This window comes from Enteractinococcus fodinae, assembly GCF_031458395.1.
Classification (GTDB): domain Bacteria; phylum Actinomycetota; class Actinomycetes; order Actinomycetales; family Micrococcaceae; genus Yaniella; species Yaniella fodinae.
Window position 1 is genome coordinate 885,098 of the sequence record NZ_JAVDYJ010000001.1, and the last position, 18,550, is coordinate 903,647.

The 18,550-nt window shown below is 57.2% G+C and carries 17 protein-coding genes; 13 read left to right on the forward strand and 4 right to left on the reverse strand.

The window, feature by feature from the left end; all coding sequences use genetic code 11:
- Positions 1-145 precede the first annotated feature (145 nt).
- Together J2S62_RS04235 and J2S62_RS04240 are read left to right on the forward strand one after the other, a co-directional pair.
- A complete protein-coding gene (locus tag J2S62_RS04235; protein ID WP_310171758.1) occupies positions 146-1,165 on the forward strand; it encodes a bile acid:sodium symporter family protein in 1,020 nt (339 codons plus the stop codon).
- A gap of 78 nt (positions 1,166-1,243) precedes the next feature.
- Entirely contained in the window at positions 1,244-2,302 is a 1,059-nt protein-coding gene (locus tag J2S62_RS04240) for a restriction endonuclease (RefSeq protein WP_310171759.1), read from the forward strand.
- A 161-nt stretch (positions 2,303-2,463) separates the two neighbouring features.
- On the opposite strand, the gene J2S62_RS04245 is transcribed toward J2S62_RS04240, so the two are convergent.
- A complete protein-coding gene (locus J2S62_RS04245) occupies positions 2,464-4,407 on the reverse strand; it encodes an MFS transporter (RefSeq protein ID WP_310171761.1) in 1,944 nt (647 codons plus the stop codon).
- Between the two features lie 371 nt (positions 4,408-4,778).
- Here J2S62_RS04245 and J2S62_RS04250 point away from each other — a divergent pair, with 371 nt between their 5' ends.
- Positions 4,779-5,339, forward strand: coding sequence for a pyridoxine/pyridoxamine 5'-phosphate oxidase (locus tag J2S62_RS04250; RefSeq protein ID WP_310171764.1), 561 nt, complete (start codon positions 4,779-4,781; stop codon positions 5,337-5,339).
- Here the strand turns inward: J2S62_RS04250 and J2S62_RS04255 are convergent.
- Positions 5,336-7,147: a pyruvate kinase gene (locus J2S62_RS04255; RefSeq protein ID WP_310171767.1), complete on the reverse strand. Its 1,812-nt coding sequence runs from the start codon at positions 7,145-7,147 to the stop codon at positions 5,336-5,338. The genes J2S62_RS04250 and J2S62_RS04255 overlap by 4 nt on opposite strands.
- A gap of 270 nt (positions 7,148-7,417) precedes the next feature.
- Between J2S62_RS04255 and J2S62_RS04260 the strand changes: the two genes are divergently transcribed.
- Genes J2S62_RS04260 through phnE form a run of 3 tightly spaced genes read left to right on the forward strand, consistent with a single transcriptional unit; the run spans position 7,418 to position 11,007 of the window.
- A complete protein-coding gene (locus J2S62_RS04260; RefSeq protein ID WP_310171768.1) occupies positions 7,418-8,389 on the forward strand; it encodes a phosphate/phosphite/phosphonate ABC transporter substrate-binding protein in 972 nt (323 codons plus the stop codon).
- A gap of 6 nt (positions 8,390-8,395) precedes the next feature.
- The gene (phnC, locus tag J2S62_RS04265) at positions 8,396-9,247 is read left to right on the forward strand and encodes a phosphonate ABC transporter ATP-binding protein (protein ID WP_310171771.1); all 852 of its coding nucleotides are present in this window, start codon (positions 8,396-8,398) and stop codon (positions 9,245-9,247) included.
- On the forward strand, positions 9,244-11,007 hold the full coding sequence (gene phnE / locus J2S62_RS04270) for a phosphonate ABC transporter, permease protein PhnE (protein ID WP_310171774.1): 1,764 nt from the start codon (positions 9,244-9,246) through the stop codon (positions 11,005-11,007). The genes phnC and phnE overlap by 4 nt, the downstream gene beginning before the upstream one ends.
- A 70-nt stretch (positions 11,008-11,077) precedes the next feature.
- Here phnE and J2S62_RS04275 read toward each other — a convergent pair whose 3' ends face one another.
- Positions 11,078-11,581: an SRPBCC domain-containing protein gene (locus tag J2S62_RS04275; protein WP_310171776.1), complete on the reverse strand. Its 504-nt coding sequence runs from the start codon at positions 11,579-11,581 to the stop codon at positions 11,078-11,080.
- A gap of 149 nt (positions 11,582-11,730) precedes the next feature.
- Between J2S62_RS04275 and J2S62_RS04280 the strand changes: the two genes are divergently transcribed.
- From J2S62_RS04280 to J2S62_RS04295, 4 genes are all read left to right on the forward strand, one after another.
- Positions 11,731-12,750 carry an alpha/beta hydrolase gene (locus tag J2S62_RS04280; RefSeq protein ID WP_310171778.1) on the forward strand — a complete coding sequence of 340 codons (1,020 nt, stop codon included), beginning with the start codon at positions 11,731-11,733 and terminating at the stop codon, positions 12,748-12,750.
- The gene (locus J2S62_RS04285) at positions 12,747-14,087 is read left to right on the forward strand and encodes an alcohol acetyltransferase (RefSeq protein ID WP_310171780.1); all 1,341 of its coding nucleotides are present in this window, start codon (positions 12,747-12,749) and stop codon (positions 14,085-14,087) included. The genes J2S62_RS04280 and J2S62_RS04285 overlap by 4 nt, the downstream gene beginning before the upstream one ends.
- On the forward strand, positions 14,084-14,749 hold the full coding sequence (locus tag J2S62_RS04290; RefSeq protein WP_310171782.1) for a DUF6320 domain-containing protein: 666 nt from the start codon (positions 14,084-14,086) through the stop codon (positions 14,747-14,749). Before J2S62_RS04285 ends, J2S62_RS04290 begins: the two co-directional genes overlap by 4 nt.
- Positions 14,750-14,826: 77 nt before the next feature.
- Positions 14,827-15,387 carry a dihydrofolate reductase family protein gene (locus J2S62_RS04295; RefSeq protein WP_310171784.1) on the forward strand — a complete coding sequence of 187 codons (561 nt, stop codon included), beginning with the start codon at positions 14,827-14,829 and terminating at the stop codon, positions 15,385-15,387.
- Between the two features lie 11 nt (positions 15,388-15,398).
- Here J2S62_RS04295 and J2S62_RS04300 read toward each other — a convergent pair whose 3' ends face one another.
- Positions 15,399-15,884 carry a GNAT family N-acetyltransferase gene (locus J2S62_RS04300; protein ID WP_310171786.1) on the reverse strand — a complete coding sequence of 162 codons (486 nt, stop codon included), beginning with the start codon at positions 15,882-15,884 and terminating at the stop codon, positions 15,399-15,401.
- A 234-nt stretch (positions 15,885-16,118) separates the two neighbouring features.
- Here J2S62_RS04300 and J2S62_RS04305 point away from each other — a divergent pair, with 234 nt between their 5' ends.
- From J2S62_RS04305 to J2S62_RS04315, 3 genes are all read left to right on the forward strand, one after another.
- Positions 16,119-16,994 (forward strand): PPK2 family polyphosphate kinase, encoded by an 876-nt coding sequence (locus tag J2S62_RS04305; RefSeq protein ID WP_310171788.1) that lies wholly within the window; start codon positions 16,119-16,121, stop codon positions 16,992-16,994.
- 16 nt (positions 16,995-17,010) lie between these two features.
- Complete coding sequence (locus J2S62_RS04310; protein ID WP_310171790.1) at positions 17,011-17,445, forward strand: hypothetical protein; 435 nt, start codon at positions 17,011-17,013, stop codon at positions 17,443-17,445.
- An 84-nt stretch (positions 17,446-17,529) separates the two neighbouring features.
- Positions 17,530-18,489, forward strand: a complete 960-nt coding sequence (locus J2S62_RS04315; RefSeq protein ID WP_310171792.1) for a zinc-binding dehydrogenase — start codon at positions 17,530-17,532, stop codon at positions 18,487-18,489.
- The last annotated feature ends 61 nt before the right edge of the window (positions 18,490-18,550 follow it).

Sequence of the window (18,550 nt, forward strand, 5' to 3'; positions counted from 1 at the left end):
CGATACTGACGTATCCCAGCCTGAATGCCTCAGAGACGGGCTGCGTCCGTCACATCTGCTGGTGAGCTGAGAATCGGTGCTAGGTTACCCAACGTCATAACGCCACCAGCTCGTTGGCGTGCAGCAGAAGGGTGAAGTGGGACTTATGGACAATACCAGCACGGATCGGCAGCCAGGGGATCGGCGCCCAACTCAGGAGGACCGTTCAGCGCGCATTGCGGTGACGGTCTTCCCGGTTATTATTATTGCCGCATTTCTTATCGGGTTTATGTTCCCCGAACAAACCGCACCGTTAGCCCAATACACCAGCGTTGCCCTGGGCATCATCATGTTTGCGATGGGAATTACCCTGACCATCCCCGACTTTGCGCTGGTCCTGAAACGACCGCTGCCAATCCTCCTGGGTGTCGTGGCGCAATATGTACTGATGCCTGCAGCTGCCGTTGCACTAGTTTTTATCTTCCAATTGCCGCCGGAGCTGGCCGTTGGCGTGATCCTCGTCGGCTGTGCGCCAGGTGGAACCTCATCGAATGTCATTACCTATCTTGCCAAGGGCGACGTGGCGTTGTCGGTCACGATGACATCGGTCTCTACTTTACTCGCCCCGATCTTTACTCCACTGCTGACGTTGTGGTTAGCCGGAACGCTGTTACCGGTTGATGCCGGTTCGATGGCCATGTCTATCGTCCAGATGGTCCTGATCCCTGTTGTGGCCGGTCTGCTTGTCCGGTGGCTCCTGCGCCGCTGGGTCGAGAAAGTTCTGCCCCTTCTTCCCTGGGTCAGCGTGCTGGGTATTTCATATGTTGTGATCGCAGTGGTCTCTGGCTCAGCTGACAGCATTGTTGAAGCTGGCTTACTCGTACTCGCGGTCGTGGTCTTGCATAACGCCTTGGGTTACTTGTTGGGATATTTCTCAGCCAGAATGTTCAAATATCCGGAGCGGGTTGCACGCACCACCTCCGTTGAGGTTGGGATGCAGAACTCCGGTTTGGCAGCCACTTTGGCCGCAGCACACTTCAATCCGGTTGCGGCACTACCCGCGGCGGTATTTAGTGTGTGGCACAACATTTCCGGCGGGCTGCTCGCGGTGTTCTATCGTTATCGTTCCGCACGTCAAGAAAAACTGGAACAGACCGAAAGCCTTCATAGCGATGCTGCCCGGTAGGACATTCGGATCGTGACATCGTCGTACGCTCGAACCAGTAGGTTCGTTCATCGTGTTGGTGGGATAGAGAGGACCAGAATGACTAAAGCTTGGGTCATCCGGGCGGGTAGCGCAGGCGAGCACGAAGAGGCTAATTTAGCAGGAGGGTTTGCGACGATTAGTTGGAATGTGCCCGACTTGACGCCCGCAACTACACGCGAAGAAATTCGTACCCATGTAGACGAGGCCTATCCTGATGACTCGCCTGGTCGAAAGGCAAATCTCACCGGCCAGATTTGGGCCTTTCGAAACCTCATTCGGCCCGAGGACATTGTTATCATGCCCTCGAAGTTTAAACCGGGCTATCTTTATTTAGGCAAATGCACGGGCAGTTATGTCTACAGTGCAGAGGAATCCGATCTAGGACGTCGCCATAAACTTCCGGTCGAGTGGTTACCGGAACCCATCTCGAAGTCGGTCATCAAAGATGACTTGCTATATTCTTTGAACGCGATCATGACGGTATTCAACCCGTCAAGAAATAATGCCGCTCAACGTGTACTTGCCCTTTATCACCGAGGGGAAGACCCAGGGGATGTGGAACTTAGTGAAGCTGCGCGCGAGGCTGATCCGACAACCGCTGCAGAATTGCAGGATGAGGTCATGGATCCGGACCCTACACCCACGCTTGAGGCCATCAGAGATAGAATCCGGCGTCATTTGGTGGAAAACTTTGGCGACCACAAGCTCACCCATCTCGTTGCAGATATTCTCGAAGCGCGTGGTTTCCATTGTGAAGTATCGCCTCCAGGCCCTGATGGCGGAGTTGATATCTTGGCCGGTCGAGGGCCACTTGGTCTCGACTCCCCAACGCTAATCGTCGAGGTCAAGAGCGAAAGCATCCCCGTGGATGTCAAGGTAGTGCGTGGGTTGCACTCTGCAATGACTCAGGATCGAGCCGATCAGGGTCTTCTGGTGGCTTGGGGTGGAGCCACTAAACCGGCGATGCGGGAGTTTCAACGGGACCGCACCTCCTTTCGGGTATGGGACGCAGAGCAGGTCCTCGATCAGCTGTTTGACACGTACGAGCAATTGCCTGCCACGACGAGGGCGCGCATTCCATTGACCCAGGCATGGGTGTTAGAAGAGGAAGCCTAGAACTGGGTCCGTGGTGTGCGCAGTGCTATAGAGCGTTCAGGGGTCAGGCGAAATAGTGCTCGCGCGCTATCTCGCCTGCACTTCTGCGCTCGGCAGAGCCCGGACCGATCCGTGAGAAGACTATGTCCGCATAACAAGAGTTATGCGGACATATCCACTGATTAGACGGTCACAGTCTCTATCGGTTGCTGCGTGTCTACTCGGCTGCGCAGGTAGTTGGCTATTGCCAGCCGGTTAATCGCAGATCGACTAACAATTCCGACGAGGTCGCCGGTTGCACCGTCGAGGACCGGCACCTTCTTCAGGTGCGCATCTGAAAGCGTTGCCACTGCGTCGGCGATCGATGCGTCGGCGTTGATCGTGACGACTTCCTGGGTAGCAAGGCGCAGTACGTTGAGCTCTGCCAGATCAGTCATGGCTTGTTCAAGGTCGTCTTCGGCTCCGATCGCATAAGAATAGATCGAGGTCGAGGATGGGTGCGTTGCTGATAGATAACGCATCACGTCCCCATCCGAGAGGAAACCGGCCAACGAAGCGTCCTCGTTGAGGACCGGTGCCCCCGAGATACCGCGCTCACTGAATATCTGGAGAGCATCCAGCACCGTGTGATCGGCGCGTAATGCGTAGACATTAGATTTCATGATCGACGCGACAGTATTCGATGCGTCATGTTCAGCCGCAGTACTATCTGTTGCACGCTGGGCGCGGACCGAACGGTAAGCCAGGATCGCCAGAACAACACCGATCAGCGAAGCGACCACGACGAAACCGACGGCACCGTGGAAACCGGTCAGCATTGCATCGAACTCATCGCGCCCGGCCTTGATATTTGCGGTGGTCAATGCACCATAAATACCGGCGGCTAACGAGGTGCCAACGCTGCCGGCGATCTGGAAGCTGGTCGACACGACCGTGACACCGTGAGGTGCTGCTTCACGGTCGAGACTGCCGAGCGCGAAGGTCTGGGATGGGCCGATAACAAATGCGGTGGCCAATACGGCCGGTACATAGAGCGTGGCGAACAGCAGGATGGACGTGTATCCGGCAGCTATACCAACCAAGGTGACAAAGACTGCCATGACGAGGAAGCCCAGTGGGATGGACCAGCGTCCACCATGACGGTCGAATAGCTTGCCGGCGATCGGTCCCATCACGACGGTCAACAAAATTCCTGGCGCCAGGGTCAACGAAGCACCAAGTGGCGAGATGCCATGGGCGCCCTGGAGGAACAGCGGGATGACCACGTTCATCGCGAAGACGAACGCGAGTCCGAGCATGGTCATCAACACGCCGAAAACGAATGGCGCGCTCGAGAAGGGCTTGAGGTTGATCAGGGGGTGTGCAGTACGAGATTGACGCATGACGAAGAGCCACAGGGCAATTAGACCAACGACACCAGCGATGGCAGCATACAGCGGTGAGCCACCGAAGGCAGCACTGACGCCGTAAAGCACTCCGACAAGCCCGACGGCCACGAGCAGGAATGACGGGATGTCGAGTTTTGGACGGCCAAGGTCAGTCACGGTGCGCAGGATGACTGCACCGGCAAGTAGAACGAGGAAGGCGAGACCGCCGAAGACCCACATCAAGGTGGTCCATGGAGCAAAGGTCAACAAGATGCCTGATAGGACGATTGCCAAAGACGGACCTAAGGTCGTCATCGCAGCCATGATGCCCATGTTGAGGCCGAGTTTCTCACGCGGGGAGACCGCAAGGGTGATGTTCATACCGATCGGTGTCAGCAGTCCTGTTCCGATGGCCTGTAATAACCGGGCAATCAACAGCACGCTAAACGTTGGGGCAAGCGCTCCCACTACCGAACCAACGACCATGAGCGCGAGCACGCCGGCAAACAGCGGCCGCGTCGGGAAGCGATGATACAAGACGTTGGAGACCGGGACGAACACTGCGGCTACCAACAAGTAGCCGGTGGTGAGCCACTGGACCGTGTTCACATCGACATTGAAATCCTGCATGATCGGCGTGAAGGCCACATTGAGGAAGGTCTCGTTGAAGGTGGCGAGAAACGCGGCCGCTGCTGCAACCGCGATCATCCACCCGGCACGCCCAGTTTGGGCCGTTCGGGCAGTGGGGGATGAGGACATATATGCTCCTGACGTTCGGCGGGGATTACTCATCGACCGTGCCGTGTCAGAAGGTGCTTATATGGACCTCGCGTGTCGTGTCATCGATGCAGTGGAAGGGCCTAAATGGCCAGAAAATGACTATAACAGTTCCTAGTGGCTGCGTTGGGCACGTAGTTGCAGTCAGCTGAACGATTAGAATATCGGGCACATTTATGAACAACGCGGACCCAAATCCCATCCAACCTCGCTGCAGCCCCTGCACTGAGCTGAGTTAGCTGCCACGCGTTCGTGCAGTTACCTCGGTGTTCATCTGGAGGACATCCCGAAGGCATGTCGCGTGTATAAGGTGCTTGGGTTGTATCACGGAAGCAAAGGGGAGCAGCAAGGACATGAGATCACAACTTCGAACACTGCCAGCGCTGACCGGGGACGCGCCACCGATAGACTTCGCCGCACTACCTGCTGATCCGCTCGACCTATTCACCACATGGCTTCAGCACGCAGTAGCAGCAGGTGTCGAAGAGCCGCACGCGATGACGCTATCTACCGTGGGCGACAAGGGGATGGTGGATGCTCGGGTGCTTGTGCTGAAAGATGTCGATACTCGAGGTTGGGCGTTTGCCAGCACGAAATCCAGCATCAAGGGCCAGCAGCTAGCGCAACACCCGTATGCCGCCCTAACGTTTTGGTGGCAACCGCTGGTCCGCTCGGTCCGATTGCGCGGGCCGGTTATTGAATCCTCTCGCGAAGAGAATCTTGCAGATCTGCGGGCTCGCAGCGCCGCAGCTCAACGGGATGTCAATCCTGATGATTGGGCAGTTTGGAGGCTACAACCAACACGCGTTGAATTCTGGCAGGGAGCGCAGGATCGTCGTCATACGCGTATCGTCTACGCTGCGAACGGCGATCAGTGGCATATGGCTACTGAGAATATCGGGGAACGAGTCTAGAGGTTCCACGAGCGTAGCTCACGCAGCATATCGCGCTTTTTGTCGGCGTGACTGCCCATGCGGTGCAAGATATCCGACAGCTCCGTAATTGCTTCCGTGATGAAGGGGCCCTTATTGAGCATTACACCTTCGGCGCGCTGGGCGCTGGCGGCGTCGGTGATCTCGGCGCGGGACGGCAGACCGGATTTGGCGAGACTCTCGAGCACCTGAGTGGCCCAAATCGACGGTACATGCGCGGCCTCGCAGAGCCAGAGAATCTCTTCTTGGAGCTCTGCCATACGAGCGAAACCTGCCTCGACGGCGAGATCCCCGCGTGCAATCATCACACCAATGTTGTCCCAGCGCATCGCTTCCAACAGCATCCGCGGAAGTTGTTCGAAAGCTTCAACCGTTTCGATTTTCAGCGTGATGTCGACATGTTGCGCATCTTCGGCAGCCAGAGCGTCCATCAGCTCAGCAACGTCACTGGCTTTGTGCACGAACGACATGTTGACCATGTCTGCGTGCTGAGCCACGAACGGGATATGAGAGAGGTCCTCAGCGGTCAGAGCGGCGAGGCCAAGATCGGTATCGGGAAAGTTAATGCCCTTTTCAGCTTTGAGTTTTGTGCCGTTGGGTGCTGCTTCCTCGACTTGAACACGAATTTCATCATCCGAGTGGGCGGTGACCATGGCAGTTATTTTTCCGTCGTCGAAGAGCACTCTGTCGCCCGTGGAAATGGTCTTAAAGGGCTCGGTAAGCGAACAGCCAATCACAAAGGGCGACTCGGCGACCGCAGGCCGAGGTTCCATCGAACGTGTCAACACGATCTCATCGCCGATATGCACCCGCATGCTTTGTTCCACTTCGGGTAGGTCACCGATGACCAGGGTCCCATGGTCGGTGTGGACCTCTGTGCCAGTCGACCAGTAAATGGTGCGTTTGGCGGAGACCACCACCCCGGTCTCTCCAGCTTCCTCGACTCGAAGCTTGCGGCTTGAGCCGCGCGCATCGGTCAGACGCAACTCTTCACCAGCCTGCAAATGCTCAAGGATCGAGCGGTTGGCTTGGGCATCGCCGGCTAAAGGCAAGGCGGTAGCCTCATCGTGCTCTATATCGCCGAAGGAAACCAGCGCCGGCTTCAGCACCTGACCATCGACATCGCGACGCGGCCTGATCTTCAGGACCTCTGGGCCGGGTTCGAGGGGCCCGGTGCGTAGTTTCGGTCCGGCAAGATCCATTGCAACCAGCGGCATGTAACCATCGGGCCGACTATACGACCGGACCGCCTTGGTCATGGCCGCCCAGGCAGCTTCGTCATCGTGGGCACAGTTAATCCGAGCCAGATCCATGCCAGCTTCGACCATGCCGCGAACGAGCTCCTCATCGTCGGCTGCTTCACTGGGCATGGTGACCATAATGCGCTGGCTGCGTTCCGGACGTTCGGGCCCTAATAACTGGGTCGCATTGGCCTCTAAAATCTGTCGGCCCTGAGCCGGGGTGACCGGAGTGGTCTGGTCATCATATTCGGCCGGTTCCGGCGGGGGAGTGTGGCCTAACTGAGCGCGCAGCGCACGTAATACAGTTTCTAGATGGCCTAGGACACCAGCTTCCATTCGTCCTAACGAAGAGATCCCCACATCGCTCAGACGAGCTTGCAGCTCGCGCAAATCATGCGAGCGCACTTCGACGTAGTGGATGAGGTTGCGAGCTGACACCAGGTGACGATCAAGCACCCTGCCTAGCGCCTCAGTCTGTCGTGCTTCGGCCTCGAGCACGGCATCACGTAAGGCAGTAACGTCGTCGATGAGCGACGATATGGTTGTCATCTTGCCCTGCTTTCTCCAGTTATACCGCCTCTAACTATAGAGACCGCCGATGCTGCCACAAAGATACTGCCCACGGGCAGAATTCGTGTTCTACCTCACCAAACCGGGATGAAACGACGTGAAGTTTGTCCTCGAGATAACCTGCTGTTTAGCTTCCGGTGGGTTTGGCGACAGATTAGCCAGTGATACTGAAAATCCCGCCACTAAGAGGTCGGGCAATGTCAAGAGGGGAGCGTCTCCCCATGCACACTCAATCGAGGAGCTATTGTCGTGTCACTCACGCCATTCCGTCGCCGCATTATGGGCACCGTAGCCGCACTGTCCGCCGCTACGTTGGGCTTGACCGCCTGTGGTCAATCCGCAGCCGAAGCCGAAACAGAAAACAACGCCGGCAACGGCGGATCCGAAGTTATCACCATTACCGGTGTACCAGCTGAAGAAGCCAGCGCACTGGTCTCCAAATTCGAACTGCTGATGGATGTCCTCGCTGAAGAGACCGGCAAGGAAGTTGAGTTCAGCAACTCCACCGACTACGCCGCCGTCATCGAAGCGCTGGTCGCTGGCCAGGCTGACATGTCTATTGGTTCACCGTTCTCCTACGTCCGTGCTGCTGAAGCCGGCGCCGAAGTAGAACCACTGGGCGGCCGTATCGAAGAGGAAGGCGAAGAAGCCGGCTACGTTTCTTACGCTCTGACTCGCCCGGGTTCCGATATTGAGGAACTTGCTGACGCTGAAGGTCGCACCGTTTGCTATGTTGACCAAGGTTCGACCTCAGGTTACCTGTACCCATCGGCAGGGATGATGGATGCCGGTCTGGATCCGGAAGAGGACGTTGACGCTATCTTCGCTGGAAGCCACGACGCCTCCGTCCTGGCACTGCTCGACGAGACCTGTGACATGGCTTTTGCTTATGACTCCATGGTTGAAGTGCTCATGCCAGACCGCGGCGAAGTGTCCGAAGAAGACTACGAGATCATCTGGGAATCCCCACTGATCCCGGCTTCCCCGATCTACATGAACACCGGCACTCTGGATGAAGAAACCCAAGACGCACTGCGCCGGGTATTCCATGATGACCGTTTGATTAACGTCGACAACTTGGTTGAGGCCGGGTATTGCGAGGATGCAGAAGACTGCACCCTGCCAGAAGACTCCTACGAATACGCGCCAGTCGATGACTCGACCTACGACGGTATTCGCGAAGTCTGTGACATCACCCAAGCAGCAGCTTGTAACGAGTGATCCACCATGTCATTGATCTCCACACCTCGAAACACGATCCAGGCCGCAGCACCCCAAACAGATGCGAGACTCACTGAAGTGCAACAGCCAGCTGCAGAGTCACCGTTGGTGATGCAGGATGTCATCAAACAGTTCGCACCATCGACCACAGCATTGGATTCCGTGAGCTTCTCTGTCGAAGAGTCCAGCTTCACGGTCCTGCTGGGACTCTCCGGCTCAGGCAAATCCACGCTGCTGCGGTTAGTGAACGGTCTCCACATGCCAACCAGTGGCACGGTGAAGGTACTGGGCCAGGATATTTCTGCAACCCGCGGCCGGAAACTGCGAGCGTTGCGCCGCGATATCGGCATGGTGTTTCAGCAATTCCACCTCGTGGGATCAATGACAGCATTAGAGAATGTGTGCAGCGGCGCGCTCGGGGCCCTCAATGGGCCCCGAGTCGGGCTGTTCACCTACCCCAAGAAGCTTCGCGAAGCAGCTCTTGAACAGCTGGAGCGCGTCGGGCTAGCAGATCAGCGATTTCAGCGCGCTGACACACTGTCTGGTGGTCAGCAGCAACGCGTAGCTGTTGCTCGTGCACTGGTACAACGTCCGAAAATCTTGTTGGCCGATGAACCGGTGGCCTCTTTGGACCCGGAATCCTCGCATCAGATCATGACGCTGATCAACCAGATTGCCAAAGAGGACCGGCTGACCGTGCTGTGCACACTGCACCAGGTCAACCTGGCAATGGAATGGGGCGACCGGATTCTTGGGCTCCGTCAAGGTGAGCTCGTGCTCGATGAATCAACCGACACGCTGAGCACCGAAGAAGCCATGGGCATTTATCAATCGGTTTCTGGACGGCCAGTTGTATGAGTACCGCACCGGTTTTAGATAAACCCGCACAGCAGGAACCCACATCGACCCCGCCGACCCCCGGGAGTCCAAGGACCCTCAACATCCCGTCCTGGCGTGGCCTGCTGGCCACCGGCATTATGGCGGTTTTTATTATCGCCGCGATCTGGTCTGTGATTGATCTGCGGATCAACCTTGCCACCCTGATCGACTCCTGGGATAACGCGACCAGGTTCTTCAGTAACGTTTTTCCGCTGGACTTCCCGAGCTGGGCTGAACTGTGGGAGATGACTGCACTGACTTTAGCGATCGTCATCTCCGCGACGGTCCTGGGAGTCATTGTCTCGTTAATCGCGGCGCTCCTTGCCGCACGCCCCACCTCAGATCATCCGGCGGTCCGTGCTGCAGCACGCTTTTTCATTGTGCTCATGCGGGCAGCCCCAGAACTGATTCTGGCAATCTTCTTCTTACGCGTCTTCGGATTCGGTTCGATCGCCGGGATTTTGGCGCTGGGGTTCACCTCGGTCGGGATGGTCGGCAAACTCTACGCCGATGCAATCGAAGACGCCGATGACGGACCTCGACGAGCACTGCAAGCAAACGGCGCGACCCGGCTCCAACAAGTACTGGGCGCCACGATCCCCGGTGTCATGCCCGCGATCGTGGCCACGGGCCTCCATCGGTTTGATATCAATCTGCGAAACTCGGTGATCCTGGGTTGGGTCGGTGTCGGTGGCATTGGCCTGGAGCTCTCCACAGCATTGTCTATCCGGGACTATGACAGGGGACTGGCCCTGGCAGTAGTCGTGCTGGCCTTATGTATTGTCACAGAAATCATCTCCGGGCTGTGGCGTTCTCGTCTCTTGGGTCGCAAAGCCGAACCCTCCCGCTTTGGCATCCTCTGGGGCGTGAACAAAATCCGAGGCCGTTACGCCAAGACAACTGCACAAGCACCGGACCGGCACGTCGCCGAAGCCCCACGGCCGGGAGTGGCAGACACCCGCACCCTGCGACCGTGGAACTTCGATCGTCTCACCCAGACATTCTTCACGACGCTGCTCATCGCTGTGATCGTGCTGTCCCTGTGGTACTCGGAAGTCAATTGGCAGCGCTTTTTCTCAGGCTTCCAAAACCTCCCCGAAGTCTTGGGCCGCTTCCTGCCCCCGGATCACGCTGGCAATCTTCAATTACTGCTTGAGCAATTGCTTGTGACACTACAAATTGCACTCGCCGGTACGCTGATCGGAGCCGTGCTGGCGTTACCGGTTGGGGTGCTGGCTGCCCGCAACGTGTCACCCAACCCGTCGGTGTCGAAGTTCTTCCGCGGCGTCATTGTAGTTACCCGCGGTATTCCCGAACTGATCTTGGCGATTATCTTTGTCATTATCTCGGGCATGGGTCCGGTGGCAGGCGCGCTGGCACTGGCCGTTGGCGCCATGGGGCTGCTGAGTAAACTTATTGCAGACTCACTGGAAGAAACTGATACCCGGGTCCAGCAGGCGCTTCGAGCCAATGGGGCCACGGAAACCCAGATCTTCTTCGGTTCGACCTTGCGGCAGGTGGCGCCGGCCGGCATTGCTCACGTGATCTACCAGCTCGACGTCAACTTCCGTTCGGCGACCTTGCTGGGTGTCGTCGGCGCCGGTGGTATCGGCTTCTACTTGCTCAACGCCAACCGGGTGTTGCAGTTTGAGGTTGTCACCTTCATCTTGGTGCTGATTATCATCGTGGTGCTCGCACTCGAAGCGATCGCAATTCTGTTGCGCAATATCGTCCGCTAGGTAGACCTGGGGCAGTTGTTCCAGGGCATGCTGCAGCTGCGTTGAGGGGGCAGTTATGAAAATGCGGGAGTCAGCGGACCTGAGCCTGGAAATATTCCTTTTGTGCGGGATAGTACTCCGAAAAATTCGGTAACGGTGCGTCACTCAGCGAGAGGACCAGCTGATCCAGGTAATACTCCCAGCCCGGGCCAATCTCTCCGACACTGGCTGGGTCTATGCCATACATCGTGAACAGCAGTTCGGTCTGAACAGGGCCACCGCGCAGTTCAATCGAAAGATCCCATGCGGTGTGCCCGTCTGCATCAAGGGTCTCGACGCGTAGCCAAGTGGGCGCCTGGCATGCAGTGATCCGGAAGTTCGTCCAAGGCTGGCCCTCCTCGAATCCAAGTTGGAGTTGCGCTGTTTCACCGATGGTACCGTTACCCTGCCACGTGCCGATCCACCGAGCTGTCGATTGAGCTTCGGTGATATGTGTCCAGGCGTCATTGAGGGCCACCGGCAGCGACCGGGGCAACACCAGGTTACAACCCTTCCCAGCCGAAACGACCCGACCGGTAGGGACAGGGGAAGTCATATAACTCAGCGTAGTGGATCACAGATCTGCTGACTATAGGCAACCGGATTTTCACCCGGGTCCTATCCCGGGATGTCGTAGACTGGCGGTTTGAGGCCACACCGGAACTTCTGGAAGTGAGCCTCATATCCCGGGGAAGGAACGGTACTATGCGGAGACCTGCGGAGCCAGGTGGGGAAGAGGACCCAGCTCGCCAGCGCTCGCCGGTCAGCCGGTTTGCGCGTTCGGTGCTGAGCCTGTTTGCAGCGCCTCGAGTCAATATGCGCGAAGACTATGAGAAGGTCCGACGGCTCCAGCGGCGTCTGACGGCCCCCACACGTTCGGTCACCAGAGCGACCGACCATTGGGTTCCATCCGATGATGGTACCCACGAGATCCCCGTGCGAGTATTCCACCCCAAAGCACGACTCCGCGACGATGTGCTGCTGTTCTTTCATGGCGGCGGGTGGGTCACTGGAGACATTGACAGCTATACCCCCACCTGTAGCCGGATGGCGGATCTGACCGGTTGCGTGGTCGTGGCGGTGGACTACCGGCTCGCCCCGGAATATCCTTTCCCGGCCGGACTACAGGACTGCTACCAAGTGGCCCGCGATCTGCTCGCCGACCCAACTCCTGCTGGAGTTGAAGACCCAGCCAACATTGTGCTCATCGGGGATTCGGCGGGCGGCAACCTTGCCGCGGTCGTCTCACTAATGCTGCGCGAACAGGGTCGCACACCACCCAGTCGCCAAATCTTGTTGTATCCCGTCACGCACTGGGACCACAAACTGGAAACGTCTCCGTATGAATCGGTGCGATCCCACGGCACGGAGTACCGGTTGACCGCTGCAGAAATCCAGGCGTACTTTGAACTGTATGTTCCGGATGAACAGCAGCGACGCGACTGGAAGGTGGCACCACTGATGGCTCAGAACCTCAGCGACCAACCTGACACGCTGATTATCACCGCAGAACTGGACTTGTTGTGCGACGAAGGCGAAGACTACGGTCGAAAACTACAACAAGCTGGCAATGAGGTGGCGATCCATCGAGTAGATGAAGCCCTGCACGGGTTCATCGCGCTGCCCCGGATCTCTCGGTCAGTCCGGGAGGCCTATGAGGTGATTAACACCTTCTTGGATAAGCATCCCGCACACCCTGAGTCCACCTCGGAGGTCACTCCATGACCCGACGCACGTGGGTACGACTCGATAACGCCTCGAATATTTTCCTAGCCGCACGCAGCGAAACTGACCCAAAAGTGTTTCGGATCAGCGCAGACATGGACCACCAAGTCGACCCCGTGTTGTTACAGTCGGCTTTAGATACCACCTACGACCGCTATCACCTCTACCACGCTGTGCTGCGTCGAGCGATCTTCTGGTACTACCTGCAAGACAGCGATCTACGACCAACCGTCACCGAAGACACCAAATACACATGCGCACCAATCTATGATGCCAACCGCACGGGCCTGCTCTTCCGGGTGGTCTACTATCGCGAGCGCATCAGCCTCGAAGTCTTCCACGCTCTGTCCGACGGCACCGGGGCCCTATGGTTTCTAACCGATCTGATCAGCGCCTACCTGCGGTTGCGTCACCCAGAACATCAGGCACTCGAAGACACCTCGACGGCTGAACTCACCGCCCAACCCGGAGCCCACGAGGCAGCTCTGGCCCGCGGACTCACGGGAGACAGTTTCGCGCAGTACTTCCACCCCGCGACACCTCCCACACAACCTCACGACAAAGACAGCCTGCCGAAACCGCAGAAAGCTTTTCGGGTCAGTGGCACACGGACACCGGATTACCGGACTCGTGCCGTTGAGGTCACCATGCCGGCCAAAGACGTCCTGGCGCTGGCACGCGCCGAAGGTATCTCGCTGACGATGTATCTGACCGCGTTGTTTTTTGAAGCGATTCGCAGCTCGTCTGGAGGACTCGGAAAATCCCAGACGCTCGCCGCAACGGTGCCGGTGAATCTTCGTCAATTTTTCCCATCGGTTTCGCCGCGAAACTTCTTTGCCACCGTTCGGGTGGAGCACACCTACGGGAAGGGCGATGACGACATCGGTTCGGTCGGTCGCAATCTCGACAACCAATTCCGTCCGCAGGCCACCCCCGAAGCGCTCGATAAAAAACTGCGCCGGTTCGCGAAATTCGAGCGTTCGCCGTTACTGAGGGTCGTGCCCAGACCGCTGAAAGACACCATTCTGCGGGGTGTCAATTGGGTGAATAACCGCGGGTTGAGTGTCTCGGTGTCGAACTTGGGGCGCGTCACGCTACCAAAGCCAGCAGAAGACCACGTGGGTCGAATGGGATTCCACGTCTCAGCGGTCCGGCCCCAAATCTGCGTGATGTCCCACGCGGGGCATTTGAACGTCAGCTTCACCTCGCCATTTGTCGAAATGGACCACATCCGGCATTTTGTGCGCACACTGACAGCACACGACATTCACGTCACGGTAGATGCCACCCGCGTCACCGAAGAAGAACTGACCCCGACCTCCGAATCCCAGCCATGAAACACTGCGTTGACTGTCAGGCCGATATTGCCGGCACCTGGTCTCGCTGCCCGTTGTGTGCAACACCCACCACCGGGCAACCAACACCCAGTGGCTTTCCGGATGTACCGCTAGCCTTTTCCCGCCGACGTATCCTGAAGATCCTCTTCCTCAGCTCTATCGTGGTGATACTTGGATCGTTTGCCGCCCAACTGGTCTTCGACGCAAACGAAGCCGATATCGGCATCCTCCGATCGCTCTGGTTGGGAATCACAGCGATGTGGTTAGTCGTCCTACTGGCCGTGCGCAAGCGCCGGAATGTAGCGAAAAACATTGTGTACCTGAACCTTGCGGTGGGGCTCATCTGTGTCTACTGGGACTATCTGACCGATTGGCACGGCTGGTCACTGGACTATGCCGTCCCCATCGTCTTGGCCGCTTCTATTGTGGCGCTCGTGATTACCGTCAGAGTGATGCGCATGGAAGTAGGGGAGTACATCGTTTACAGCGGTTTAACCGTCCTGTTGGGTTTGACTCCCATTGTGTTTCTCGTCTTCGGGTGGGTTTCCCAACCAATACCCTCGGCCATTTGTGCAGCCATCAGCATCATCGCCTTGGTGATGATGCAGGTGTATCGCGGAGCTGAAGTGCGCCATGAGTTAGCCAAACGACTCCATCTCTAAAAATCACCCTCCCCAAACCTGGAAATCAGCTGTACACTTTGCACAAAGATGCTGCACAGTCGGAAAGGACGGCAGCTATGGGGATGTTGAATTACGCCGCAACAATCTCGCTCGATGGGTATATCGCTGACAGTGCCGGTGATTTTCAGTGGGCTGCCCCGAACGAAGACATCTTTGCCCTGCATTTAGCGCGGCTCTCAGGCGTGACTACCGAAATTTTAGGGCGCCGAACCTACCATCTGATGCAGTATTGGGAGGACCCGGCCCAGCGTGCCGAAATGACCGAAGCCGAACAGGACTTCGCGCAATACTGGCAGGACGTTCACAAGATCATCGTCTCCTCCACCCTCGCGGCAAGTCAAATGCGATCTGATCGGGATCGCTTACAACGCGATCTCTGCCTCGCAGACATCCGTCGTATAGTCGCTGCAACTGACGGCGTCGTCGAAATCTTTGGACCCACCACCGCAGCGGAAGCTATCCGGGCGTGTCTGGTAGATCAATTCGAATTTTTCGTCATCCCGATCGTGCTTGGTGGAGGACGCAAGGCGCTGCCCGAGGGAGCGTATCGTAAACTCAGGCTCGAAGACACCAGGACTTTTGCCAACGGTACCGTATACCTGCGATACGGGAGATAGGACCCCGCCCCTTACGTCCTGCGCCATAACATCACACCGTGGGATTCCTTGCCTTCAACCTCGACAAAACCTTCACTGCGATACAGTTCTTTCGCTGGGTTGCCTGCATCTACCGACAGGCTCAAACCGGGCAAGTCTCTGAACCGGGCGCCGTGTTGGATAGCGTGTATTAAGGCTCGACCTATACCTTCGCGGCGATACGACGGCGCTACCCATAGGCTGACTTCGGGGATCTCAGCATCAACAAAACCCCACCCTGGAGCACTAGGTGGCAAATACAGCGCCCAGGCGACACCCACGGGTGTGTCACCCTCCAGTGCAACGAATCCGAAGTCGCCCCGCTCAGGAAACAGTTCGGTGTAGTAGACCATCTCCGGAGACGCGAGAACATCGGAGGCAGTAAAACGCTCGTCTTGCCAGTTGAAATTATCTACCGTGGCCCGCAAGAGTAACTCGCCCTCATCAGGGCGCAACGCACGAATAGTCACAGAAACCATACTTCGATGATAGACGCGCAGGCTGAACACCGGATCACAGGTGTGTGCTTTCGACGGATCGTAGCGATCCTTACCGGGCATAGGGCTCTTCAGAGGCTTACAGGTTTACGCAAGAGGTTTAAGCTGAATTCTAGTTGCGTCTCTGTCTTTCACTGTGGCTTCGTCATTACACGATCCACCTCTGGTGGGAGATATGAACGCATGATGCGCACCCCGCAGGTCTGGAGGACTACTGTGAAGCAACCGTTCCACGAAGCCCTACGAAAATTCGCCTTTCAGGATGGAGCGTTGAGCGATCTCACCACGCTCGACTGCCGCCAAACCCCTGGCTTCTTCACCAAGAAAGGCGAAACCAAAGGGAAGGCCGCTGGGCAGAAACGTCTCCAACGCGATGTTGAACGCCTTGCCAAGCTCCAGGAACTGCTTTTCGCCAACGCCCAGGCGGCTGAGCTGCGCCGTTCCGTCCTGCTGGTCATGCAGGGCATGGACACCAGCGGTAAAGGAAGCACCATCACCCACGTGGTCGGATCGATGAACCCGCAAGGCGTGCATCAGGTTGGGTTCAAGAAACCCACCGAAGAAGAACTCCGGCACGACTTTCTGTGGCGCATCCGCCGCGAGACGCCAAAGCACGGCGAAATCGGAGTCTTTGATCGCTCACACTACGAAGACGTCCTCATCCACCGAGTCGAAGAACTCACCCCACCGTCACGCCTGGAGCGTCGCTACGGTTCGATCCGACAATTTGAAAAAGAACTCGTCAGTAACGGCACGATCGTCGTCAAAGTCCTGCTGCATATAAGCCGGGAGGAACAATACGAACGGCTTTCCAAACGCTTGGATAATCCAGAGAAGCACTGGAAATTCACACCCAGCGATGTGGATGCCCGCGAGAAATGGGACGAGTATATGGAGGCCCACCAGCTAGCGCTCGAAGAAACCGATAAACCTGAAGCGCCCTGGTTTGTCATCCCAGCAGACCGGAAGTGGTACGCCCGGCTCGCCGTGCAGCAGCTGCTCATCGAGACGCTCGAATCTCTTGAACTGAGCTGGCCCGAGGCGACCTTCGACATTGAGGAACAGCGTAAACGGCTCGAAGCCAGCCGATAAACTGGTCAGTTCTGGCATGAGCTCTCGAATCGCAAAGCAGCCACAGGGCGGCATTCGTTGGTTACTGCTCGTCCTTGCCATACTCAACGTGCTCAGCTGCGTTGCCGGGGTAGTGGGCCTGGTTGCCGCAGGGCCCGATCTGTTTGGTGAAGATATTCTGGCTGGCACCACGTTTGAGGATAACTATGGGCTGGCCGCGCTTGCTCTCGGTTTCGTCGGCCTCGTGCAGTTGACAGCACTCATTGTTCACCTCAGGAGGAGCCCGTGGCTGGGTGTCGCACATGCTTTCGCCGGCATGACCATGATGGTGTTTATCTTCGTCGAAGTCCTCATCATTGATACGTACTTCTTTTTACAACCGCTCTACTTTGCGCTCGGGGCTCTACAGCTGAGCTTGAGTCCATTGATGCGTGGCCTGCTGCCATCCAACTCACCGGACCATGAGAGCTAAGTCCCAAACGTGAGCCGTAGAAGAGCCAAACTGCGAGGCGTAGGGTGGAGAGGAACCCACACTCCAAAGTGAAAGGTGAAGTTCATGAAAGCTTGGCAATTCGTAGGAACAGATAAACCTCTAGAACTCAACGAGGTCCCAGAACCCACAGCGGGTCCTGGACAGGTCGTAGTCGAGGTCAAAGCCGCTGGCGTGTGCCACTCGGACGTGTCAGCACTTGATGATCCAGGCTGGATGGAGCTGTTTCAGCACGGCCTCCCACGCACGATGGGCCATGAAAACGCCGGAATCATCAGCGAAGTCGGCGAGGGCATGGAACAGTGGAAGGTCGGCGATCGGGTTGGTCTATCACCCATGATGTCCGATGGGGACGCACTGGGTTACGGCAAATGGGATGGCGGCTTCGCCCCGAAACTTCTTGCCACTGAAGACAACCTCGTCGCCCTGCCGGATGAAGTGCCTTTCGATCTGGGTGCAATGGCAACGGACGCCGGGTTGACCGCATACCATGCCATGGTCACCAAGGGTGGTGCTAAGGAAGGTCTCAAAGTTGGCGTCATCGGACTCGGTGGGCTCGGTTATATCGGTGCCCGCGTGGCAGCACTGCTGGGTGCCGAAGTCTATGGGGCGGAAATCAATCCGGAGACCCAAAAACTGGCTGACGAAATTGGCCTCAAAGACGTTGCGGATTCTATCGACGCCTTCAAGGACAAAGAACTTGACCTCATCGTCGACTACGCCGGTTTCGGCACCACGACAGCCCAAGGCATCGAGACCCTGGGCAAATTCGGTACTTTTGTCCAGGTCGGCATGGGACGGCTTGAAGCGACCATCAGCACCTATACGATCATCATCAATCAGCTGACGATCAAAGGTTCCCAGTCTGGAACCAAAGAGGACCTGGCTGAAATTTATGAACTGATGCGCTCTGGCAAGCTGAACCCTCCGATGAATCACATCAAACACGAGGACATCCCAGAAGCAATTAACAAACTTCGCGAAGGTGGCGTGGTCGGCCGCTACATCGCCGAATACGACAACTAACTTCCGCTAGACCAAGAACCTCGGATGAGATGCACAAGGCGTCCCATCCGGGGTTCTTTTC